General features: G+C 27.8%; 26 protein-coding genes and 1 pseudogene. 16 read left to right on the top strand and 11 right to left on the bottom strand.

Annotation, left to right across the window (positions count from 1 at the left end; all coding sequences use genetic code 11):
* Window positions 1-42: 42 nt before the first annotated feature.
* Window positions 43-216 (top strand): hypothetical protein, encoded by a 174-nt coding sequence (locus CLCHR_RS24585; RefSeq protein WP_119366547.1) that lies wholly within the window; start codon window positions 43-45, stop codon window positions 214-216.
* Window positions 216-779: an ATPase gene (locus CLCHR_RS20145; RefSeq protein ID WP_079441704.1), complete on the top strand. Its 564-nt coding sequence runs from the start codon at window positions 216-218 to the stop codon at window positions 777-779. Before CLCHR_RS24585 ends, CLCHR_RS20145 begins: the two co-directional genes overlap by 1 nt.
* A gap of 70 nt (window positions 780-849) precedes the next feature.
* On the opposite strand, the gene CLCHR_RS25335 is transcribed toward CLCHR_RS20145, so the two are convergent.
* The 4 genes from CLCHR_RS25335 to CLCHR_RS20135 form a co-directional block, all read right to left on the bottom strand.
* Window positions 850-1,212, bottom strand: coding sequence for a tyrosine-type recombinase/integrase (locus CLCHR_RS25335; RefSeq protein ID WP_242966166.1), 363 nt, complete (start codon window positions 1,210-1,212; stop codon window positions 850-852).
* A 96-nt stretch (window positions 1,213-1,308) separates the two neighbouring features.
* Window positions 1,309-1,530 (bottom strand): site-specific integrase, encoded by a 222-nt coding sequence (locus tag CLCHR_RS25330; RefSeq protein ID WP_242966165.1) that lies wholly within the window; start codon window positions 1,528-1,530, stop codon window positions 1,309-1,311.
* Between the two features lie 139 nt (window positions 1,531-1,669).
* Window positions 1,670-1,801: a hypothetical protein gene (locus tag CLCHR_RS25525; RefSeq protein WP_278337019.1), complete on the bottom strand. Its 132-nt coding sequence runs from the start codon at window positions 1,799-1,801 to the stop codon at window positions 1,670-1,672.
* A 77-nt stretch (window positions 1,802-1,878) separates the two neighbouring features.
* Window positions 1,879-2,463, bottom strand: a complete 585-nt coding sequence (locus CLCHR_RS20135; protein ID WP_079441703.1) for a helix-turn-helix domain-containing protein — start codon at window positions 2,461-2,463, stop codon at window positions 1,879-1,881.
* Between the two features lie 149 nt (window positions 2,464-2,612).
* Here CLCHR_RS20135 and CLCHR_RS20130 point away from each other — a divergent pair, with 149 nt between their 5' ends.
* From CLCHR_RS20130 to CLCHR_RS20110, 5 genes are all read left to right on the top strand, one after another.
* Window positions 2,613-2,816 (top strand): helix-turn-helix domain-containing protein, encoded by a 204-nt coding sequence (locus CLCHR_RS20130; RefSeq protein ID WP_079441702.1) that lies wholly within the window; start codon window positions 2,613-2,615, stop codon window positions 2,814-2,816.
* A gap of 175 nt (window positions 2,817-2,991) precedes the next feature.
* A complete protein-coding gene (locus CLCHR_RS20125) occupies window positions 2,992-3,141 on the top strand; it encodes a DNA-binding protein (RefSeq protein ID WP_242966164.1) in 150 nt (49 codons plus the stop codon).
* A gap of 16 nt (window positions 3,142-3,157) precedes the next feature.
* Complete coding sequence (locus CLCHR_RS20120) at window positions 3,158-3,349, top strand: hypothetical protein (RefSeq protein ID WP_079441700.1); 192 nt, start codon at window positions 3,158-3,160, stop codon at window positions 3,347-3,349.
* A gap of 203 nt (window positions 3,350-3,552) precedes the next feature.
* Complete coding sequence (locus CLCHR_RS20115; RefSeq protein ID WP_079441699.1) at window positions 3,553-4,788, top strand: phage replisome organizer N-terminal domain-containing protein; 1,236 nt, start codon at window positions 3,553-3,555, stop codon at window positions 4,786-4,788.
* A 28-nt stretch (window positions 4,789-4,816) separates the two neighbouring features.
* The gene (locus tag CLCHR_RS20110; protein WP_079441706.1) at window positions 4,817-5,464 is read left to right on the top strand and encodes an ATP-binding protein; all 648 of its coding nucleotides are present in this window, start codon (window positions 4,817-4,819) and stop codon (window positions 5,462-5,464) included.
* Window positions 5,465-5,667: 203 nt separating this feature from the next.
* Here the strand turns inward: CLCHR_RS20110 and CLCHR_RS20105 are convergent, their stop codons facing one another.
* Together CLCHR_RS20105 and CLCHR_RS20100 are read right to left on the bottom strand one after the other, a co-directional pair.
* On the bottom strand, window positions 5,668-5,886 hold the full coding sequence (locus CLCHR_RS20105; RefSeq protein WP_079441698.1) for a DUF2922 domain-containing protein: 219 nt from the start codon (window positions 5,884-5,886) through the stop codon (window positions 5,668-5,670).
* Window positions 5,887-6,013: 127 nt separating this feature from the next.
* A complete protein-coding gene (locus tag CLCHR_RS20100; RefSeq protein ID WP_079441697.1) occupies window positions 6,014-6,238 on the bottom strand; it encodes a DUF1659 domain-containing protein in 225 nt (74 codons plus the stop codon).
* 261 nt (window positions 6,239-6,499) lie between these two features.
* Between CLCHR_RS20100 and CLCHR_RS20095 the strand changes: the two genes are divergently transcribed.
* The 3 genes from CLCHR_RS20095 to CLCHR_RS20085 are packed head-to-tail and all read left to right on the top strand — an operon-like array spanning window position 6,500 to window position 7,882.
* Entirely contained in the window at window positions 6,500-6,991 is a 492-nt protein-coding gene (locus CLCHR_RS20095) for an ATP-dependent metallopeptidase FtsH/Yme1/Tma family protein (RefSeq protein WP_079441696.1), read from the top strand.
* Complete coding sequence (locus CLCHR_RS20090) at window positions 6,988-7,311, top strand: ADP-ribosyltransferase (RefSeq protein WP_079441695.1); 324 nt, start codon at window positions 6,988-6,990, stop codon at window positions 7,309-7,311. The genes CLCHR_RS20095 and CLCHR_RS20090 overlap by 4 nt, the downstream gene beginning before the upstream one ends.
* A gap of 22 nt (window positions 7,312-7,333) precedes the next feature.
* Window positions 7,334-7,882: an RNA 2'-phosphotransferase gene (locus tag CLCHR_RS20085; RefSeq protein ID WP_079441694.1), complete on the top strand. Its 549-nt coding sequence runs from the start codon at window positions 7,334-7,336 to the stop codon at window positions 7,880-7,882.
* Between the two features lie 285 nt (window positions 7,883-8,167).
* Here CLCHR_RS20085 and CLCHR_RS20080 read toward each other — a convergent pair whose 3' ends face one another.
* On the bottom strand, window positions 8,168-8,368 hold the full coding sequence (locus CLCHR_RS20080; RefSeq protein ID WP_079441693.1) for a YvrJ family protein: 201 nt from the start codon (window positions 8,366-8,368) through the stop codon (window positions 8,168-8,170).
* Between the two features lie 97 nt (window positions 8,369-8,465).
* On the bottom strand, window positions 8,466-8,993 hold the full coding sequence (locus CLCHR_RS20075; protein WP_079441692.1) for a hypothetical protein: 528 nt from the start codon (window positions 8,991-8,993) through the stop codon (window positions 8,466-8,468).
* A gap of 302 nt (window positions 8,994-9,295) precedes the next feature.
* On the opposite strand from CLCHR_RS20075, the gene CLCHR_RS20070 reads away from it, so the two are divergent.
* Complete coding sequence (locus CLCHR_RS20070) at window positions 9,296-9,538, top strand: hypothetical protein (RefSeq protein ID WP_079441691.1); 243 nt, start codon at window positions 9,296-9,298, stop codon at window positions 9,536-9,538.
* 37 nt (window positions 9,539-9,575) lie between these two features.
* Here the strand turns inward: CLCHR_RS20070 and CLCHR_RS20065 are convergent.
* A pseudogene (locus CLCHR_RS20065) lies at window positions 9,576-10,011 on the bottom strand (sigma factor).
* A gap of 204 nt (window positions 10,012-10,215) precedes the next feature.
* Between CLCHR_RS20065 and CLCHR_RS20060 the strand changes: the two are divergent.
* Window positions 10,216-11,079, top strand: a complete 864-nt coding sequence (locus CLCHR_RS20060; RefSeq protein WP_079441705.1) for an N-acetylmuramoyl-L-alanine amidase — start codon at window positions 10,216-10,218, stop codon at window positions 11,077-11,079.
* Between the two features lie 184 nt (window positions 11,080-11,263).
* Here the strand turns inward: CLCHR_RS20060 and CLCHR_RS20055 are convergent, their stop codons facing one another.
* Together CLCHR_RS20055 and CLCHR_RS20050 are read right to left on the bottom strand one after the other, a co-directional pair.
* A complete protein-coding gene (locus CLCHR_RS20055; protein ID WP_079441690.1) occupies window positions 11,264-12,793 on the bottom strand; it encodes a hypothetical protein in 1,530 nt (509 codons plus the stop codon).
* Between the two features lie 27 nt (window positions 12,794-12,820).
* On the bottom strand, window positions 12,821-13,918 hold the full coding sequence (locus CLCHR_RS20050) for a hypothetical protein (protein WP_079441689.1): 1,098 nt from the start codon (window positions 13,916-13,918) through the stop codon (window positions 12,821-12,823).
* 904 nt (window positions 13,919-14,822) lie between these two features.
* On the opposite strand from CLCHR_RS20050, the gene CLCHR_RS20045 reads away from it, so the two are divergent.
* The 4 genes from CLCHR_RS20045 to CLCHR_RS20030 all read left to right on the top strand — a co-directional run.
* Window positions 14,823-15,128 (top strand): hypothetical protein, encoded by a 306-nt coding sequence (locus CLCHR_RS20045; protein WP_079441688.1) that lies wholly within the window; start codon window positions 14,823-14,825, stop codon window positions 15,126-15,128.
* Between the two features lie 219 nt (window positions 15,129-15,347).
* Window positions 15,348-17,357, top strand: a complete 2,010-nt coding sequence (locus CLCHR_RS20040; RefSeq protein ID WP_079441687.1) for an ATP-dependent nuclease — start codon at window positions 15,348-15,350, stop codon at window positions 17,355-17,357.
* Window positions 17,338-19,140, top strand: coding sequence for an ATP-dependent helicase (locus tag CLCHR_RS20035; RefSeq protein ID WP_079441686.1), 1,803 nt, complete (start codon window positions 17,338-17,340; stop codon window positions 19,138-19,140). The genes CLCHR_RS20040 and CLCHR_RS20035 overlap by 20 nt, the downstream gene beginning before the upstream one ends.
* A gap of 159 nt (window positions 19,141-19,299) precedes the next feature.
* Window positions 19,300-21,139, top strand: a 1,840-nt coding sequence (locus CLCHR_RS20030) for an NACHT domain-containing protein (protein WP_139376275.1), incomplete at its 3' end; no start/stop codon positions are given.

The raw sequence follows: 21,139 nt of genomic DNA, 5'->3' as shown, positions 1-21,139 counted from the left end.
AGACAGATATAATATAGAGTATTATTTATCGGAGGGAGTTCTATGGAAAAGATTAATGAAAAAAATAATTTATATGATCAATTTTTAAAATATTCATATGCAGATTTAAAGGAATTATTTAAAAAAGCAAAAACAAAGGAAGAACAAGATTTTTATATTACTTTATCTGAGATAGTACTACAAAAGGAACAAGAAAGAGTAATAGGTAAAAATTAATGGCTACTTATACTATATTTGCAGGTGTAAATGGAGCTGGAAAAACATCAATATATGAGTCTATTTATTATGAAAGAAATAAGGATGAAAAAAGAATAAATACAGATGAGATGGTAGCAAGAGTAGGTTCATGGAAAGATAATAATCTTCAAATCAAATGTGCAAGAGAAGCTGTAAAGCTTATAAATCATTATATAAAAAATGATATATCATTTAATCAAGAAACTACTCTTTCAGGTAAAAGTATTATTAAAAATATAGAGAAAGCAAGTGGAAAAGGTTTCCATGTAGTTATAAATTATATTGGAGTTGATAGCCCTGAAATTGCAAAAGAAAGGGTTAGAAGTAGAGTATTAAAAGGTGGACATGGAATTCCAGCTGAAGCTATTGAAAGAAGATATTATGAGTCACTAGATAATTTGAAAGAAGTGCTGGATTTGTGTAATGAAATAAATCTGTATGATAATACAGATAGATTTAAACATGTAGCATATATTTGTGATGGAGCTATTAAATGGAGAAGAGACATAATTCCTAAATGGAGCTGCACTATTTTAAAATAGATTATTTTAATTAGAATACCTTAATGATCTTTTTATAGGGCTAAAAATAAGCTAGGCTATCAGCCTAGCTCTAATCAAACATGCAATTAATCTTCTCATATTCCGTCTTATTCTTTTCTTTATTTATCTCAGCATAAACAAGCATAGTCATTTTAATATCAGTATGACCAACCCAATCCATTGCAGTACGAGGGTTAATATCTTTACTTAAGCAGTTGGTTATAAATATGTGTCTCAAACTATGGTAGTGTATATCGGTCTTAATACCTGCCTTTTTTAATGCAGATTTTAAATGTCTGTTAGGATTCTTATTATCTATATAGTCACCATTTTCTTTGCAGAATATTAGGCTATTATCCATGTATAATTCACCGTATCTCAATTTATTCTCCATATTCTTTTTTATAATTCCTTTTATTATGGGATTGAGCATACTTGGAAGAGGTACTTCTCTTATACTAGTTCTGGTCTTTGGAATAGTAACTTTATTAGCATATATTTTTTTGCCTTCTTTATCTCTTTCACCAGTCTAGACATATTTAACTGACTTTTTTATTTTAATAGTCATATGGTTAAAGTCTATATCTTTTACTTGTAAAGCCATTGCTTCTCCTAGTCTAACCCCACACATTAAACCTAATAAAATAATTCCTTCAAGTGGATCGCCTTCTAGAGCTGCTATAAATCGTTTTTGATCGTCTTCTGAAATATAATTTTCTTTTTCTTCTATAGATTTCTTCCCACTTTTCAAAGGTAGAATCCTTTAGTGATGGCCTTTTAATATTCCATAACCAATCATAATAAAAATTCCCAAGAGTTGAATTATCACTATTACTTACAAAATTCTCCTGGAATTCTTTTAATTTAGCTTTAGCTTCTTTTTGAGTTTTTCAATAAATTGCTTTTCTCTTTTGTGTTCCTGTTAATGGATCATACCCAGTGGTTAGCATTATGCACCAATATTTTTTACCATTTCCAGTAACCCATTTTGCTGAACCCTCTCCATTTGACCTCTTTGCCATAACTCTTTCACACCTACTCGCAAATAGTATTTATATAAAATTGGAACTATAGTTTTCGTAACTAAAATCCTATGATGTTATTTTGTGGTTGTTGCTAAGAAATTATTCTTCTCATATTGTTTTGAACTACCATGATCAATATGCTCATGTTCATTGAGACAATTTCTTTCATGAAATTTTAGATTCAGAAATCTATTGAATAGAATTGATAATTCATTTATATCTTCCTCGGTTAAATGATCAACTTCATGCAGAGGACATATTGATAAAATGAATTTAAAATAATCATGATTCTTCATATTTATAGTCTTCCAGTTAAATAAGTCAAAGAAATATTTCTTATATAATTCATTCATTTCTAGTTCGTAATCTACAATTTTTGTTTCGTCAGCATTAATTGTATTTTCTATATCCTTATCAATAGCTTTACTGAGTCTTAATTTATTAGAATAGAAATTTGTATTATCATCATCATCTAATAAGTCAGAAGTAGACTGGTTTAAGCTTTCAGCTATTGCCTCTAATATTGATATAGTTGGAGTTCTTTTATTATTTTCATAATTGTAAATTGCATTTCTAGATAGTTTACATTTATTTGCAAGTTCTTCTTGGGAAAGGTTTAATTTACGCCTATAAAATTTGATTTTTTCACCTAATGTCATTAGTATCACTCCTTAGAAACATTTTACAAATATTTCACACAGATGTAAACAAAAAAATGTAAAAATATTCAAAAAGATATTGACTTCATACAAATGAATTCATATAATTTAAATATGGAAAATTCATACAAATGTGTGAAGGAGGTAAAATGAATATAGATGTTAACAAAATTAGAATTGCACAGGCTAATGAATGCTTATCAGTTAATGGATTAGTAGAGAAAACAGGCCTTGGCAGGGCAACAGTTTCAAAGATCATTAATGGGTATGTAAAACCATCACCTAAAAGTATTGGATTAATAGCAAAAGCACTAAATGTTGAAGTAAAAGAATTACTATTAGATGAAGACTGATTTATTAAATAATGATTATGAGAAATTGTGATTAAAATTTTTTAGCATTGATAGCTAAAACACGTCATTTATTTAAACGATAACATTTAGAATATTTACAAATGATATTGTTGCTAGAATCGACTAATTATAGGGGGATGTAAATGGATATAAGAAAACAATAAATACTAAAGAATTGGCAATATTATTAGATGTTTCTGAGGCAAACGCTAGAAGAATAACCCATATTCAAGGAACACCAGTCCTCAGAATAGGAAGAGATATTAGAATTATTATTTCAAAACTTGATCAGTTCTTAGAAGAACATATAGGAGAAGTTTTATAGAGTGAGGGGGATTTTGATGATAAGAAAATTTGATGGATTAACAGCAAATGACTTAATAGAAATATTAAAAAATGTGCCTAGAGATACAAAAGTGTGTATTGAAATGTTAGGAGAAAACTTTCCAGTTAAACAAGTTGAACAATGTATTTATTATGATTGGAACAAAGGACAAAAGGTTCAAGAGCATAAGGGGATACTAATAAAATAACAAAGAAAGAATTAGATTGATATAGTTGCGGTAGTTTTAGTTACTTTGCGTGTATAAGTTAAGTATCATAGTGAATGAGGGATAAATATTGAATTTAATAATATTTGAGTACTATGTGTTTACCTGTAAGGTAATAGGGGTGAACCCATCTTTTAAAGGTCTTGCAAAGTTTAAAAAATTTTATATGTGGGAGCGTAGTAATAATGGGAGAGATTAGATGGGTAAAATTTGAGGTTAATATGTATGATGATACTAAACTTAAGATATTGGATAACATGGATAATAGAGATTTACATCAGTATGTTTGGACAAGGCTTCTTGTTTTAACCGGAAAAGTAAATCGTGGAGGATATTTATACATTACTAATAATATGCCATATACAGTTAAGACATTAGCAATAGAATTTAATAGAAGTATAAGTGAAATAAAAGCATCCATTAAAATATTAATAAAATTAGAAATGATAGAATTTACAGAAGGTAAAGTTTTTAAAATTAAAAACTGGGAAAAACATCAAAATGTTGAAGGAATGGAGAGATATAGGCAGCTAAATAAAGAAAGAGTTGCTAATCATAGAGCTAAAAAGAAAGAAAATAATGAGAATAAAAACGAAGATAAAGTTATTAGTAATGCACATATAAATGACAGAGAAAATAATGAAGAAATTTATAATATAGAAGATCAAGCTGAGAAGAATATTTCTGATTCAGGAAATGAAGAAGTTAGAAATAACTTAAATGATAGTAATGTTGCCGAGGATGATAATAGAAACATTATTAATAATGAGTGTAACATTACATGTAATGATGATAATTGTAACAGTAACATTACAGTAATTGAACAGAATAAGAAAGAGATTAAGAAAAAGAAGAAGATAGAGAGTGAGAGAGAAATAAAGTCTAATTATAATACTAGTTTAAATATAACTGGTGGCATATCAGAATTTGAAGAAGTCAGTCACGCTAATAGCGATACCTCTTCAGCTACATCAGCAGATAATAATGCTACACATGATGATTTAGAAAAGGAAAATGCCAGTGAATTAAAACTTACTGATGATTTAGAAAATAATGGTATGAGCAGTCAAAATGCTGCAAAGCTATTAACGTACTATGAAAACTTAACAGGGAGACATGGTGGTCTTAATATAGGGATTCTTAAACTAGCTATTGATATGCATGGATATAATAATGTGAAAATGGCTATGGATAAGGCTTTGGAAGTTAATAAAGTAAACATGACTTATATTAATGGAATACTTAAAAATTGGAGAAGAGAAGGGTATCCCAAAGATGATATGGAGGTAAAGGATAATGGGGTTAGAGGCTCTGGAAAGAATAACGCAGCAGATAAAAATGAATTTACAGGATTCAAGCCAAAGAAACCACGAGACATTACGGATGAAGAACGAAAACGATCAGAAAAAGACCTCATATAAATGTGATAAGTGCTGTGATACAGGATGGATGCTAATTCCCCAGGAGAACAGGCAGCCTCTAGCAGTAAGTTGTGAATGTAGAAAAATAGAAAAGCTAAAAAGCGAGTGGAAGTATTCAGGCATTAATGTTGAGCATAGCAATAGTACATTTTCTAACTTTAAGATTTGGAATGAAGCATCTGAAAGAGCAAAGGATACTGCAGTAGCTTATTATAATGATTTTGATGAAGCTAGGAACGGAAGGCGTAATAGTATTTTATTTTGTGGACAAGTTGGAAGTGGCAAAACGCATCTGAGTGTTGCCCTTGCACTAAATTTTCTAAAACAGAAGATTAAGGTAGTGTATATGCCATATCGTGATGTAATTACAAAAGTAAAACAGAATATGATTGATGAAGAGTATTATAGTAGAACTATTTCAAAGTATCAACTATGTGAAGTTCTACTTATTGATGACCTCTTTAAAGGGAAAATCAATGAGAGTGATATAAATATTATATTTGAAATAATTAATTATAGGTATCTTAATTATCTACCCATAATAATTAGCAGTGAATTTTCAGTTGATAGACTATTGTTCTTTGATGAAGGTATAGGCTCTAGGATCTATGAAATGTGCAAAGATTATGTAGTAGAAATTGAGAAGGATACTAGGAATAACTATAGACTTAAATAAGAGATGATTAATTAAAAAAGTACATGGTTTTCCTGGGAAATATAAAGGGCATTATATATCCCTTATTGTATAGCAACCACTAGTTGGCTACATTTTTGTCTATAGCAAAAAAAGTCAGTAAAATAGGTTGGGTTATTTTTGTTATTACAAAATTAAAGGACTAAAATAAGATTGAAAATATAATCTTACTTTAGTCCTTATTTTTAAGCTACATCAAATTTAGTAACTTGTCTTTGAGTAACTTGTGCACCTGATTTCTTAACTAAATCACCAGAATTTGTTTTAAATATATTCTTGGCAATTATAGTGTTCATAAGAGTATTTATTTGATCTTTAGTAAGATTAGGTTTTACTCCAGAAATACTCAAAGTGCTTTTTTGGCCACCTTCAGTTAAAAAAGTCATAGATAAAGAAAATTCCATTTAATTTTACCACCTTTCTTTAATTGAGAATTAAGAATTGAGAGTTAAGGAAACTCCTACTCATAACGTCGTAGGAGTACTCACAGAGTAAGCGACTATCATCAAATCATAGATTTGAGATATCTGCTTAAGCATTAACTAAACTAGAAGATTCATTTATGAAGTAATCTCTAGTATCAGCGCCTAAAACATCTTTGATAGCTTCAGCAACCTCATAGATATTTTGAGCAGCAGCATCAGTTTTTACATTAGAAAAACTCTTCTTGCTATAGATCGCGTCCCCAGCTTTATCGGTCCCACTTTGAACCTCAATACTTAATGAAACGGTTTGAATTGATTTTGTTACAGCCATTTGTTTACCTCCTTCATTTTCTTTTCATATAGGATATATGGGTAGATTTGAGTTATCACATAAATAATTCAAACTTTTTTTAAAAAATGATAAGTAGATTAAGAGTAAAGAGGAATTAGTATTGAAGCTTTAGATTACCCGAAATCTTAGTTAAGGTTAGATAATAAACTTATTTAAAAACATGTTATAATATATTAAGTACACTATAAAAATGAATTTATGGAGTAAATTTCAAATTATTAAGAACAAGGAGATAAATATATGCAATCAAGTAAAAGTAAATATTTGATTATATCAGGTATAGTCATTTTATTCCTACTAATATTTCCTATTACAATAGCATTTAATTATGCTAGAGACACTGCCTCTACTAAGGAAATTAGCTATAATGAATTTATACGATTACTAGATGAAAAACAACTTTCGAAAGTAGAAGTAACAAGTGAAGAGCTTATAATAACACCAAGTGAAGGTAATGAAGCATACAAAGGAAAAATTCTAAATACTCCTAATATAGATGATGAAACACTGATATCGAAACTTCAAGAGGCGGGAGTAGAGTATGAGGGGAAAAATCTAAAAGAAACATCCCTTCATAATTTTATGATTATTTGGATAATACCAATTGGAATAATATGTAGTATTATTATAATACCTATGGCAGCTATATATTTTATTTGGAGATTTTTATCTTTGAAGAAAGAAAATAAAAGATTACGAATTCAGGTAAAATATTTACTTGATAAAAAATGAAGGAATTATTAAAACTGTTGTTTGAAAAGCAAAAAATCAAAGTTGGGCATACATTTACAGATAAGGCATTTATAGATACAACATTGGTTCCTGATTTAATTAGAGATTTTGCAGATACTCACAAGTATAACTGCTTATTAAAGTTGCACTTGCCTAAAGGAATAAAAGGTGCTTATGTAGAATTTTACCATAAGAATGATCATTTAAACGAGTGTGAATTTTTATTACCTTTAAATTCCATATTTGTTTTGAAGAAAAAATACTTTAGTCTTAGATATATGAAAAAAGTATATGAGTGCTATTTAGTAGCACAAGAATAAAATAATTAGAGGGGTAAAAGTAATGAGGATCAAAGAAGATATGAGAGTTAGTAAGTTTATAAGCTTAGTATTAAGACATAAGCCAGAAGAGATTGGATTAACATTAGATGAATATGGATGTGTTAATGTTTCTGATTTAATTAAGGGAATAAATAAAAGAGGATATAAGGTTACAATTGAAGACATTGAAAGAATTGTTATGGAAGATGATAAACAAAGATATTCATTTAATGAAGATAAAACTAAAATTAAAGCAAATCAAGGACATTCAATCAAGGTTAATCTTGAATTAAAACCAATAGAACCACCACGCGTGTTATATCATGGAACTGCAACTAGATTTAGAGATAGTATATGTAAAGAAGGAATTAGGAAACAAAATAGACAATACGTTCATTTATCTAAAGATATAGAAACTGCTACAAAAGTGGGGAAGAGACATGGTGAATTAGTTATTTTTAAAATTAACAGTCATCAAATGTATCAAGATGGTTTTAAATTCTATTTATCTGAAAATAAGGTATGGCTAACTGATTATGTTCCAATAAAATATTTGAATATAGAGATATAAGTTTGTGATACAAAGATCATATATTAGGGAGAATAGCATGGATTTAGTAGAGCAAGTTGAGATATATAGAATAGCACTATTCTATTAAACGTACCTTTGCAGTGGCTTGAAGAGTATTAATATCTTCGATGCTTTTAAATTAGGTAAAGAAAAATAAAATAAAATAATATATTTACAAAATGAATGAGGATTATAATTAATTACTGTTAACAAATAAATTAAATAATAAGTGAAGGTATAAAAGGCAGTAAACATTCTGAAAAATCAAATGTTCACTGCCTTTTGTTAAGCTACTTTATGAGAATCATCATTAGATCCATTCGTATCTATAACAACTCCAAGCTTTGTTGATATTATGGTATTAAGTTTATTAATTGAACCTGATAGACCATTAATTTGTTTTTCTAAGCGGATAAGTAAGTAAGCCGCAACTGCTACAGGAAAACCATTATTAACTGCAAGATTAATTAATTCATTTACTTCCATAATTAATCACCTCCTCATATTGGATATATGAAAAGAAACAAATTATAACAATAGTAATGAAATAAAAATTAATTAATAGAAGTATTAGAAAATTTACTTATGTTTGAGAACCTCCATTGATTACATGATTGTAATAATGCTCTATAGCCATATCTACTATAGAGCTTACATAAGTATTCAAATCAGGATGAATGCTTTTTAGTTCATTTAATTTTCTAACAGTAGAGCTTCGGAGCATATAGGTTCTCTTAACATCCAAATATTCTCCATCGACAGGAGGGGCGCATCCATTAACTATAGGAGCTCTTCTATTGTCTGGAAGTGTATCTCTAGAATTAGAGGTAGTTTTTATTGAAGAAGTATTTGTATTACTACTATTAGAATTAATAAGTAAATTTAAACTTACGTTATTACTATCTATTGGTTTAATCTCATTAATGGTATTTTCTTTTGATAGATTAGTGGATTTAGTTTCAGACTCTTCACATGAAGAACTATCATCAAATGAAAAGGATGAAATACATTCTCCAAGTAGAACAGGGGTATCGCTAAATCCACATATATCAAGCTCATCCTCACAAGCAAAATCATTTATAGGTACATCAGATTTTTTCTTCTTTGCCATAAATATATCTCCTTACTTAAGTATTTCACTTAGGATATATGATTAAAATAGCTATATTCTAGTATGGTTTACCATAAATATGGTGAAGAATATATATTCTAAGCCGTATTTATTCTTGAGAATATTACCATATATATGGAGAACAATATATATTCTGAAGAATATGCGCTAATAATGCGGGTTTGAAGACTACATGCTTCAAAAAGCTTTGAATTTTTATGTGATTTAATATAATGAAACATATATCCATATTAGCAGTGAGAAATTTTATGCTGCTAATAAGCTATGGAGAGTGTTGTGGAATGATTAAGGATGAAATCAAATTGAAATCTAAAGAGGGAGAAGTATTTGATAAGAAGCAGATGGCTCTGGCTATTAGAAATTCTACTTATGATGATAGTTTAGGTTGTTCTTTATTGGCTGAGGGAATTATTAAAAGCTGTGAGATTTGTAATCTTAACTGTGTTTGTGAATTAATCGATGAAGTTGTTGAGATTTATAAGGAAGAGAGCACAAATGTAGTGAGTAGTTTTAACTTTGACTAGAAAATTAAATATAAGCAAAAAGGACTCCAAGGCTTAACTAGCCTTGAAGTCTTTTTTGTTGAGGTTTATTGTAAATTTGATTTATATGGTTAAAGATCTTCTTCAGTATAACTTTCTTCTTAAGACTGGCAGTGGAATAACACATATTCTTAATGTAAGCATAGGTTTGAATTGTATTATCTTTAAAGAATAGAAAATCAATAAGTTCCTTTAATTAAATCATTCATATTATTTTTAATTGCATTTGTAGCATAAGCAACAAATCTATGTTTGTCTAAATTATATAGTTCAAGACATTTAAAAAGTGATTTATAACATTCATTATGCAAATCATGAATTTCATATCCATCTATAAAAGTTCTTTTAGAAATATTAATTATTAAAGGTCTAAATTCTTGTGCTAATTTTTCTTTTGATAATTTATCTCCACTTCTACATTTGTAAACTAATTCTTCAACATAATTAAAATCCATATAGACCTCCTATAGTTATCAATAAATATTCTTAGGGGTTATATAGAAGGCTATAAAAAATAACCTCTATATTTGGGATATATGACAAAATATCATATATCCCATATGAAATAAAAAATAATTGGGACTATGCATCTAGTAAAGTTTTTTGTTGCAAGATAACTGTTTTTTAGAGGTGTATATCCCATGTGGAGGTGTATGAAAATAAGAAATTTTATAGTAGCAGTAGGTCATACTGCAAGTGGGAATGTTGGGTGTGGAGTTATTGATAGACTTGATGAAAGTAATTGCGCTAGGGAAATTGGAACTTTAGTAGCAGATTACTTAAAGGAGAAAGGATATGGCGTTAATTTACTTATAATAGATAAAAGTAATAGTTATACCTTTGAAGATTGTTATCTTAGAGCTAACCAAGCTAATGAAATAGCAAAGAATTCTGAGGTAGAGATATATGTAGAAATTCATATTAACGCAGGGGGAGGGAGTGGTTCAGAAGTTTGCGTTACTGGTAAATCAGAAGTAGCTAATCAATATGCAGCTAAAATTAGTACATCATTATCAAGTGCCTTAAATTTACCCAACAGACGAGTAAAAACAAGAAATCTTATTGTTCTTAATAATACAGTAATGCCAGCAATTTTAGTTGAATGTTTATTTGCTGATAGTGATGATGCAAATGTTTATAATCCAGAAGTTATTGCAAGAGCTATTGTTAATGGATTAGTTGGAGTTGATAATTCTAATGATGGAGAATGGAAATTTGGATGGAATCGAAACGATGTTGGCTGGTGGTATTGTACTAACACAATAAATAAATATTATTATACATTACAAAATGGTTGGAAAGAGATTAATAGCGAATGGTATATCTTTGATTCAAGAGGCTATGCCCTTCAAAATTCTTGGTACTATGATAGAGAAACTAAATATTGGTATTACTTAGATGAGAATTGTAAGATGGTTAGAGGAAGTAAGAATAAACCATTGTGGAAGTGGATTGATGGTGGTTGCTATGCTTTTGAGGAAAGTGGAAGGATGTGTTGTGATTGTTCTACTAGTGTTAGGTAAAAGGGTGACGTTTTAAGAAGTAGGTAATAAAATCATTCAATGTATAATTATTAAGTATGTATGCTGTCTTAAAATAGAAATTTTATTTCTATATTTAAGACAGCTAATTTTATTACTTAATATTTATCAAGATATGATTTTAAGATACTAATAAGAATAGATAAATAGTTTGATTTCTAAATCGTTATGACGGACAAGGATTTGAAGTAGTGAAACGAGATGCAATCCAACTATAAATAAAATTAAATACATAATAAAAATGATCCCAACCAAGCACTAAAGTTAATAAGAAAAATAGTAAAATTACTAATGACCATAATATTGTATAATCATGAATTTTTTTATCTAGTTGAAGTTTAGAATTCAAATAATATTCATTATTTGTAACAATTTCATCCAAAGTTTCTGTTGAGAGAATATCTGTATAAATTTTATTAATATTAGTCTGAAGTAGATAAAGATTATTTTTTTTAGAGTCTATATCAATTAGAGTATATTTTAAAAAAATTATTGATAGTATGGTTAATGCAATTGATATTAAGGTAACATCCTTAGTAAATATATTAGTAAGTTTTCCATCCCCTATTGGTTTAACGATAATTATAGTAAAAACGAAAGTGCATATAATAGTTATATTTTTAAAAAAATTATCAGTCAAATTATTACTTAATTCAGAGATTTGTTTTTGAATATCTAGTAACGTAGTAATGGCAGTTGTTTTAGATGAAACATACTTTTCATAGTTATCTTGTATGTATATTTTAAAGTTACTTTTAATTGTAGATAAAAGATTACAAGGGATATCTAATGTTTCTTTTCTATATAAGTTAATTAATAAAACATTTCTACATATTAATAATTTATCTACCACATTTTCCTTTGAATACACCCATTCAAATATTGCATAGTATATATTTAGATTTACAGCATTTACAGAAGTATAGTCTATAATAAAATTTTGAACTGTTTTTCCACATAAAGATAGTTCTATTTTATTCTCTTTAATATGAGATATATCAAAAATTAAAATTAAAGAAAATATAATTAGTATTTTTTCGAATAAGTTATTTAGCTGTGGATTAATTGAACCACTAAATTTAAAATTATTAGGTTCAAAATCTAGCTGAAGCCTATTAGCATAACTGCAATTTTGAGTACTAATATCTAATATTTCTTTAGATGAATTTTTTTCAAATTGGGGATTTATGCTTGTACCTTTTGTGTAAAAATAGAACATATTACTATAACAATTTATATATAATGATTCATCAATTATTTCAAAATAACTATATTTTTTCTTAGCTAGTAAACTTAAAATTGATGTCAAGTTGAGAGAATTTATATAGTTACATAAGCTATCCAATGAATAAACACTAAGAATATTATTTTCATGGTGTTTTTTTATAGTTATATTTAATTCACACTTACATTCAGTATCAGTTATGTGCAATTCTGATATTTCGCTATATTCTTCCCAGAATTCTTGAAAATTTTCTAGGTCATAATGGATTGGATTATCATTAATGCTTATTATGAAATCGAGAATGTAATCTCTACTATTTAAAAGTTGGTGTTTCAATAAATCTACACAATTTTCTTTTAAATTTATTAATGAATTTGAGGAAGCATTAATGGATAAACGTTCAAAATCTTCTTTAATTGATATATTTATAGAAGTGGAATCTTGAATAAGATTAATAATTGAATTTATCATAAATGCCTCCTTGTTAAAAATATGTTTTTACTCATTGTCTTGTATTAAAAATCTAGAATATGTATCTTCATTTATGTTTCTAATAATTAAAACTTTCTCTTCATTATCCTCAAGCTTAGTGGAATAAATATAATCCTTTAAGTTTTTTTTAGGATTTTTTAATTTTAGCTCAATATTATCAGTTACAGTATATTTAGTATTTTGAAGCAAGTGCTTAATATCAGAGTTATCAATATTAAATACTGTATCAAATTTATTAGATTTCTCAGCCTTTTTTTCTATTTTATTTCTTAAATCTGTCAGGTCTAGATTAGGATTCTGTGGGGCATAGTCATTGAATAGGAAATCTAAGCAATCAGAGAAAGTAAAGCTGCCACCTTGAGTAAAAACCACATTTAATGAATTGTTTAATATTGTACAATCTGATTTAGAAGACAAAGATAAAGAATCGTTTATAACACGTCTAATAGTTTTAAATGCTTCTGTAGTATTAGTTTTATCACTTCTTTTTTCTCTTACATCTAAGAAACCATCATACCAATATTCTGTGAATTTGGTTCTAGTATCAGTAAGAAAGATATTTTCAACATCTCCATTATCGGCGTGATATACCATACAAGATTTTAAAGTTGCTTTATCGGACGAAGGCAAACCAATCTTATATTTCAAATCGTCTTCATCAATAAATGTAGCATGTTCAATTAGGCAGGATAAATAAATTATTTTGTTATTATGATCGATTAAGGCTTGGACTAAGCTGCCTTTTTGTATTTTAGTTAGATGCTTATATTTTTCTTCTGCAGCTAATTGCTCTTGAAGTAATTTTTCTGAGATTAAGTTTGTTATATTAGAATAATAATTAAGATTATTTTCAGTATTAGAATTTTGCGCTTCTATGGTAGATGCAGCTTGGTTTATTGATAAGTACAAATCCACAATCTCATGAATTTTATCCATTGTTAACGAAGCGGTCTTACGTTCATATTCTCTTTTCTTATCTGTATTTAAGATTTTATTTACTAAGGTTTCTACATATTCTTGAGCATCTGTAACATTCACTTGTCTGTTTATAACTTTATTATTTTCAAAATCAATGCTGTCAAGACATACAAATTTTATATCCATTTGATTCCTCCCAAACAATAAGATAGTAATAGTTTTATATTATGTTAAATGGTTATATACATAATAACATTTTCGTAATTAAAACTCAAATGGTGGAATAAAAGGATAATTGTGAGAAAATTGATAAAATATAATCTAAATAAGTTATTTTATTTCAGATAGTTAAATGTTTTTCAATGAATTAAAACCTTTTTTGCTTTATGTCAAGCCTTAAATATTTTGATAAATGAGTATATCAAGATATAACTAATGTCACTTGACTTCGGAACAATTGGAACATGTTTTGTGTTGCCCAAGATTTGAGCTGGTGATTAAGAGGGTGAGTAAAAGGAATCTTTTTATTGTTTTTTTTATATTTAGCTTTAGATATTTAGTACGAGCTTGGAAGTATTTTATGGGATAAATTAACAACTGGTGTAGATTAATTATTTCTTTAGAAATGTAGTGAAAGCAGGGTGTTGATGCAAAAAAAGAAGATAAAATCTGGTTGTTGCAAATGTTGTTGCAAAACAATAAAAAAAGCTGTACTACAAGGTATTTAAACCAAGTAATACAGCAATCCACCAAAATAAATGGTGCCGCTGGCCGGATTCGGAAAATAGAGGTTTAATTAATACTCACTAATCGCTAAAAAGCTTATAATTCAAGGGTTTGAAGGGATATGAAGTATTTTCGTATTTTATTAATTGTTCTACCGTAGCAACAAAAATAGTAACAAATTTTTATAAGTATTAGTCTTAAAAAGATAGGTTGATATGAGAATTACATTATCATATTTCATTCAACTAGGACCTCGACAAGTAGGGGAGAAAGATAGAGATATAAATATATTTCATGAGGATTTAGATTTGATGTTAATGGATCAGAGACAAAAGAGGAATTTGAAGCAAATATATCTAAAGTTATGGTAGATGAAATTGATATAACTCAAAGTGGTAAAGAGGGGGTTAAGTGCGATATAGGGCCGAAAAATAGAACAACAGAATCTATACATTCTGATACCTGGCATGGTACAGCGGCAAATTTAGCTATATCAAATTATATTGCAGTTTATCCATCAGTAGGATGCTGGAAAGAACAAAAACATTTAGGAGATGGAGAAGAGAAAATTAGGTACTCACTAATAGTATCTATTTCAACCCCTAAAATATATACTCCGATAATCAATAAGATCGAAAATAAAATCAAAATTGAAGTTAATATTAAGTAGAGAATAAAATTATGACTAAATAGGTAAATTAATGAAAAATATTGTATAATAAGGATAGACTATTTATTCATAAAATAGCCTATCCTTATTATAATTTTAAGGGAAATGTAATTTGAAAAATGCCGATAATGTTTATATTTAGGAATCATAACAATTTTATCAATTGTCCATTATATAAGATTAAAACGTAAAAGATTGATGATAAGGGGAGAAGATTATATGCAACCATTTATTAGATTTGTACAAATCAAAAATTATAGAAATTTTAAAATAGCTAATTTTGAATTAAAGGAAAAAGCAGTTTTAATTGGTGAAAATGGAGTTGGAAAGAGCAACTTGCTACGAGCACTCCAATTAATCTTAGATCCAACTTTTTCGGAGGATGATAGATTATTAGATGAATCAGATTTTTATGAAGGAATTGATAATCCTGAAGAAAATGGAGAGGAAATTCTAATATCGATATACATAGATGGATATAGTGAAGCTAAGAATATCTTATGCCAATTATCAGATGCGACAGTAGATTTTGATGGACAAAAATTATTGAAGATTACCTATAAGTACTTTAAAGATATTTCAACAAATGGAAAGTCTAGATACCGGTATATCATATATAAAGGAGATGATGAAAACAATATCTTTACATATGAAGACCGTAAATTTATTAATTTAAAAGTTATTAAAGCAATTAGAGATGTGGAAAATGAGATGAAGAATAGCAAAAATTCACCACTTACAAAGCTTGTAAAGGAAAGATACAAAATAAAAAAAGAAGATCTTGAAAAAATATCAAAAGCTTTGAAAGATTCAGGAGCAGATATTTTAGATTTGCCAGAAATCAATGATTTGCAAGCACAAATTAACACGTTGTTTAATGATATTGTTTCTTATTCTGAAACCTTTAATGTGTCATTAAAAACCATGGATATTGATGCTTCAAGAATATTATATGCATTAAAACCTCTTATAAATAGCCGCGATTCATATAACAATAGTTTAGGTATAAATAACATTTTTTATATTGCCTTAATGTTATTGTTAATACAAGATAATATTGTAAAAACATTTTTATCGAGTGAGGAATACGAAGCTATGAGTGCTGAAGATTCAGCAGGTATATTAGCAAAATGCTACAAAAAGGAAAAAGGAAATTATTATCTAAAGAAAAGTATCACGCAAACAAGTATAAAAGAGTTGTATGAATATATCTATGAACATAATGAAAAGCCAAATGGAGTAACTATTTTAGCTATTGAAGAGCCAGAAGCACATTTACATCCAATTTATCAACGATTATTGTACAAATATTCTGTATCTCAGAGTAATGCATCTGTCATAATTACTACACATTCAACGCATTTATCTTCAGTAGCACCTTTGAATAGTATTGTGCATTTATTGGCACAATCAGATGGAACACAAGTAAATACGACTGCAAATATTGATCTGGGTGAAGATGAGATAGCGGATTTGGAAAGATATATAGATATAAAGCGTGGGGAGATATATTTGGCAAAAGGAATAATTTTTGTTGAAGGTATAGCGGAGGAATATCTAATTCCTAGCTTTGCATCATTATTAGGAGAAGACTTGGATAAAAAGGGCATAATAATATGTAATATAAATTCAACGAATTTTGTGCCATATAAAATCTTTGCAGATAAACTTGGAATTCCTAATGCTATTTTAACAGATGGTGATTATTATTATATGAATGAGGATAAAAAGGAAAGAGTTTATGGAGGCATATATTCAAAAGAACATAAATCATTTGGATATTATGGGAATGAGAGAATGATGGAATTATGTGGAGTTATATTAGGAGAAGATTTTAGAGATGAGATTATGGAAATGGATTTTAGTGGACAAGATGATAAATTACAGGAAAAAGGTATTTTTGTAGGTATTCATACTTTAGAGATAGATATTTTCGAGAAAGTTGCTAAAAGTGAAGAGAATGATATTATTATAAAAATATTTAATAAATTAACTTCAGGAGGGACAGGCCAGAAAAGTAATTTTAAAAAAAATTTTGAAACTGGTAGGTTTGATAAGTGTTTAAATCAAATTACTAGTTCACATAGTAATATTGGAAAAGGACGTTTTGCACAAAGGCTAGCGGCTAATTGTGTTGAAAGCATAATTCCAGGTTATATTGAAAAAGCAATTAAATATGTTTCAAGTAAGGTGAGTGGAGGCAAGATTTATGAGGATGGAATTTTATAAAAAACTAGACCAAATCAAACAAGATTCCCTTCAATTGGAAGCATATGAAGCAAATGATAGTACAGTAGTTTTAGCTGGACCTGGAAGCGGAAAGACTACAATACTTACATTAAAAGTTATGAAATTGCTATCAGAAAAAATTCAAGAACCGAGAGGAATTGCTTGCGTTACCTATAGTAAAGAAGCTGCGAGAGAATTTAAAGATAGGCTAACTAAATTAGGAATACCAAGTAGAAAAAATATTTTCCTAGGCACTGTACATAGTTTTTGTTTAAAAGAAGTAATTAAACCTTTTGCTAAGTTATATCCAAAGTATAACATTCCATATCCAGTAAAGTTGATTTCGGAAAGTAAAAAGAATATTATCTTCAATAAATTGAGAAAGGCGAAAGAAATAGACATAGATGTTTTGAAAATGGATAGAGAGAGAACAAGAGAAATTGAGGGATTAAGTCAAATAAGTACAGAACCTAATGAAGTAGCATTAGAGATGGCTGATGAATATGAAAGAGAAATCGAAAATGAGGGATTTATGGATTTTATTAGTATAGTAAAATATGCTACTAAACTAATTCAAAATGAAAGTTATGTAAGAGCTTGCTTAGAAGCAAAATTCCCGTGGATTATTATCGATGAATATCAAGATTTAGGAAAGCCTTTGCACGAAATGATTTTATCACTGATAACAGATACTAAAATGAAATATTTTGCTGTAGGTGATCCAGATCAATCAATTTACGATTTTCAGGGAGCTTCTCCTGAATATCTGGTTGAATTAGGGAATCTTTTCTCTAAGCATACTATTAAATTGATTAATAATTATAGAAGCGCCCAACCAATAATTAATGCATCAGAAATAGTACTGGGTGAAACTAGAAATTATATATCTAACGGGCCACTAAAAGATTTTCCATCCAAAATAGATTTTGTGACTTGCGAAAGAGAAATATTTGATCAATGTGAGGAAATTTTGAAAAGAATTAGGGAGGATTATGCAAAAGGCATGCCATACCATGAAATGGCAATACTTTGTGGAAATAAATATCAGATATCAGATGTTTGTGATTTTTTACAAGAAAATAAAATTGACTTTTATATATCAAAACATCCATTTGATATAAGTGATGTTATAAAGTGGTTACAAAAATGTGCTGGGTGGGTAATAGGACAAAATATATCATTTGATGAGATATTTATATTTTGGAAAGAATTAAATGCGAATACAGAATTATTAGTTGACGAAAAAATTATTAAGTTGAAGCGAGAATTATATCTAATATTGCTAGAAAGTAAGCAATTCTGTGAAAACTTACATAAGTGGTTAAATTATATCGTTGATAAATTGAGTATTAATATGCTTTTAGATGAACTAAATACATATCCGGATGAAAATCAAAACATTCAAAAATTAAAGAATAGTTTAAATATGTCCCCATATAAAGAATATAATCTACTTGATTTTTATAATATGTCTAGACCAGATAATCAAGTTATAGTATCAACTAGACATGGTTCAAAAGGTCTTGAGTTTGATGTTACATATATGATTGGAATGGAAGAAGGAAGTTTTCCATATTACAATTGTAATATAATCGAAGAAGAAGAGAGTTATAGAATCTGTTTTGTTTGTGTTAGTAGAGCAAGAAAAAAATGTATACTACTATATTCGAAAATAATTACATTGTCAACAAAAAATGGTCCGTGGGAAAAGCCGTGTACACCAAATAGATTTTGGAGAATGTTAAGTGAGCAATATAAAGAAAATAAAAATGAAAATATTTAAAAACTCATCATAAGCTAAGAGCTAGTACATTTTTATAATAAACATACTGAGAAAAATAGAAAAGATAGTTTGAGGCTTAAAGAATATTTTTAAGATATTTAGTTAAGTTTATAGAGTTCATTTACATTATTATAAGTGATTAAGAGACGGGAGAAGAGGATGATGAATCTTACTAGATATTGGAGTTATGAAAGCAACAATTTTAAATTGGATAGTACTGGGTATTTAATAGATCCCTATGAATTTAGGTATAATTATAATGATAATGAAATTATTAAATTGGATGAAATAGTATGCAATGATGATGTTTCGTGCGCTATTCTTTTTGGTGAATCAGGTATGGGAAAAACAACGGAACTAGATAAAATGAACAGAAGTATTGATGAAGAAAAATTTGAGTTGTTTTATTATAATTTTGAAATTAACAGTGATTTGGATAAATTAATTAATGAGTTACCAAGTAATCCTAATATTTATAGTCGTAAAAAAAATATATTAATATTAATAGATAGTATTGAAGAATCAGAAAATAGAATTTATAAAGTATTCAAAGTTTTAAATAATATATACAATGATTTAGGGCCAAAAAAAATAAAGCTATTAATTTCTTGTAGAACAAGCAATTGGACAAGTGTTTATGATCAAGAACTTAGAGAAATTAGAAGTAAATGTGAAATTAGGAAATATTATTTAGCGCCATTGACCAAAAAAAATACTCTAGATTTTATATATAATGAACTAAATAATGAATTAGCTGAGTCTTTAATTAAAAAAATAAATGAATACAAACTAGAATCATTTGCGAGGGTTCCCATTTTATTAGTACTACTATTAAAGATTACAAAGGATGATAATTACTTTGATATAACTCGAGAAGGAATATATGATAGAGGATGTAAATTATTATGTAAAGAGTTAAATGAAATAAGAAAGAATATAAAAGCTGAAAATTTAAATATTATTAAAATGATAGAAGTTGCGGAATGGATTTCGTATATTTCTATACTGAGCGATAAAAAAACAATAGTTGAAGAGGAAGATTTTTGTATTAATAAAGAAAATTTATATGTAAGTGAACATTTAGCTAATAAACAAATGCCTGAAGCAGATATCATTAATGTTTTAAAGACAAGTTTATTCATTCAGATTGATAAAGGTAAATATAGATGGGCACATATGTCTTATGCTGAATATCTTTGTGCTCGGTATATGACTAATAATCTTTCAGAAGAAGCAATTAGTCAAATAATATTTCATAATGTTGTAAGTGAGAGACTTGTACCTAAACTTAAAGATATAACTGCGTGGATTATTCAATTAAAACTTAACAATAATATTATATGTAAGATTATTGAGAATGATTGTGATACTATTTTTTTATCAGACTTAAGTCAATATTCTCAAAATATAAAAAAGAAATTCATCTTAAAAGTTATGGAAAACAGTGTAAATTATAAGTATGGAAATATTGAATTCTTAGGCAAACAAGTTTATAGAACATGTTTATTTGAGGGATTAGAAAAATGGATACAAGAAAAGCTGAAACTGTTTGATTTATTTTATAATAATTTAGGAAATAAAACTGTGGCGGAGAAGACTATAAATGAAATATATGAAACAAATAATGTAAAATATATTTCAGAAGATACTATAAGCGTATTAATTGATCTAGGCAATCAATGCAAATTTGAAAGTATTTTAGAGTATTCTCTAATTGTTGCAGCTTCATATTATTATATTGGAGAGAAAGCATTTAATTCGTATATTCAGGCAGCTAGTAATGAACAAGTAGAATTAGTATTTAAGATGCTTATAAATAAAACTTTGAAAAAAGATTTAAATATTCAAGAGATACGTGGTAAATTTATTTTAAATTTAATTAATCAATTGAGAGTAAGAAAAGAAGCTAATATAGCGCTTGATGTATTAAATGATTACTATCGAATTATTTTAAAGGATGATAATTCTAATAAACTGGAACATATACTGAGTAATATTT

It is taken from the genome of Clostridium chromiireducens (genome assembly GCF_002029255.1).
Lineage (GTDB): Bacteria > Bacillota > Clostridia > Clostridiales > Clostridiaceae > Clostridium > Clostridium chromiireducens.
The sequence above is the reverse complement of the archived record's forward strand: the minus strand, read 5'-3'. Positions and strand labels throughout refer to the sequence as shown.

Bases quoted from the DNA above. Each gene is read 5' to 3' on its own strand.
- CLCHR_RS20145 (WP_079441704.1), top strand. From the start codon at position 216: ATGGCTACTTATACTATATTTGCAGGTGTAAATGGAGCTGGAAAAACA.
- CLCHR_RS20040 (WP_079441687.1), top strand. From the start codon at position 15,348: ATGCAACCATTTATTAGATTTGTACAAATCAAAAATTATAGAAATTTT.
- CLCHR_RS20110 (WP_079441706.1), top strand. From the start codon at position 4,817: ATGCTAATTCCCCAGGAGAACAGGCAGCCTCTAGCAGTAAGTTGTGAA.
- CLCHR_RS20095 (WP_079441696.1), top strand. From the start codon at position 6,500: ATGCAATCAAGTAAAAGTAAATATTTGATTATATCAGGTATAGTCATT.
- CLCHR_RS24585 (WP_119366547.1), top strand. From the start codon at position 43: ATGGAAAAGATTAATGAAAAAAATAATTTATATGATCAATTTTTAAAA.
- CLCHR_RS20070 (WP_079441691.1), top strand. From the start codon at position 9,296: ATGATTAAGGATGAAATCAAATTGAAATCTAAAGAGGGAGAAGTATTT.
- CLCHR_RS20105 (WP_079441698.1), bottom strand. From the start codon at position 5,886: ATGGAATTTTCTTTATCTATGACTTTTTTAACTGAAGGTGGCCAAAAA.
- CLCHR_RS20045 (WP_079441688.1), top strand. From the start codon at position 14,823: ATGGTAGATGAAATTGATATAACTCAAAGTGGTAAAGAGGGGGTTAAG.
- CLCHR_RS20050 (WP_079441689.1), bottom strand. From the start codon at position 13,918: ATGGATATAAAATTTGTATGTCTTGACAGCATTGATTTTGAAAATAAT.
- CLCHR_RS20055 (WP_079441690.1), bottom strand. From the start codon at position 12,793: ATGATAAATTCAATTATTAATCTTATTCAAGATTCCACTTCTATAAAT.
- CLCHR_RS20115 (WP_079441699.1), top strand. From the start codon at position 3,553: ATGGGAGAGATTAGATGGGTAAAATTTGAGGTTAATATGTATGATGAT.
- CLCHR_RS20120 (WP_079441700.1), top strand. From the start codon at position 3,158: ATGATAAGAAAATTTGATGGATTAACAGCAAATGACTTAATAGAAATA.
- CLCHR_RS20130 (WP_079441702.1), top strand. From the start codon at position 2,613: ATGAATATAGATGTTAACAAAATTAGAATTGCACAGGCTAATGAATGC.
- CLCHR_RS20075 (WP_079441692.1), bottom strand. From the start codon at position 8,993: ATGGCAAAGAAGAAAAAATCTGATGTACCTATAAATGATTTTGCTTGT.
- CLCHR_RS20080 (WP_079441693.1), bottom strand. From the start codon at position 8,368: ATGGAAGTAAATGAATTAATTAATCTTGCAGTTAATAATGGTTTTCCT.
- CLCHR_RS25525 (WP_278337019.1), bottom strand. From the start codon at position 1,801: ATGGCAAAGAGGTCAAATGGAGAGGGTTCAGCAAAATGGGTTACTGGA.
- CLCHR_RS20090 (WP_079441695.1), top strand. From the start codon at position 6,988: ATGAAGGAATTATTAAAACTGTTGTTTGAAAAGCAAAAAATCAAAGTT.
- CLCHR_RS25335 (WP_242966166.1), bottom strand. From the start codon at position 1,212: ATGCTCAATCCCATAATAAAAGGAATTATAAAAAAGAATATGGAGAAT.
- CLCHR_RS20085 (WP_079441694.1), top strand. From the start codon at position 7,334: ATGAGGATCAAAGAAGATATGAGAGTTAGTAAGTTTATAAGCTTAGTA.
- CLCHR_RS20135 (WP_079441703.1), bottom strand. From the start codon at position 2,463: ATGACATTAGGTGAAAAAATCAAATTTTATAGGCGTAAATTAAACCTT.
- CLCHR_RS20100 (WP_079441697.1), bottom strand. From the start codon at position 6,238: ATGGCTGTAACAAAATCAATTCAAACCGTTTCATTAAGTATTGAGGTT.
- CLCHR_RS20035 (WP_079441686.1), top strand. From the start codon at position 17,338: ATGAGGATGGAATTTTATAAAAAACTAGACCAAATCAAACAAGATTCC.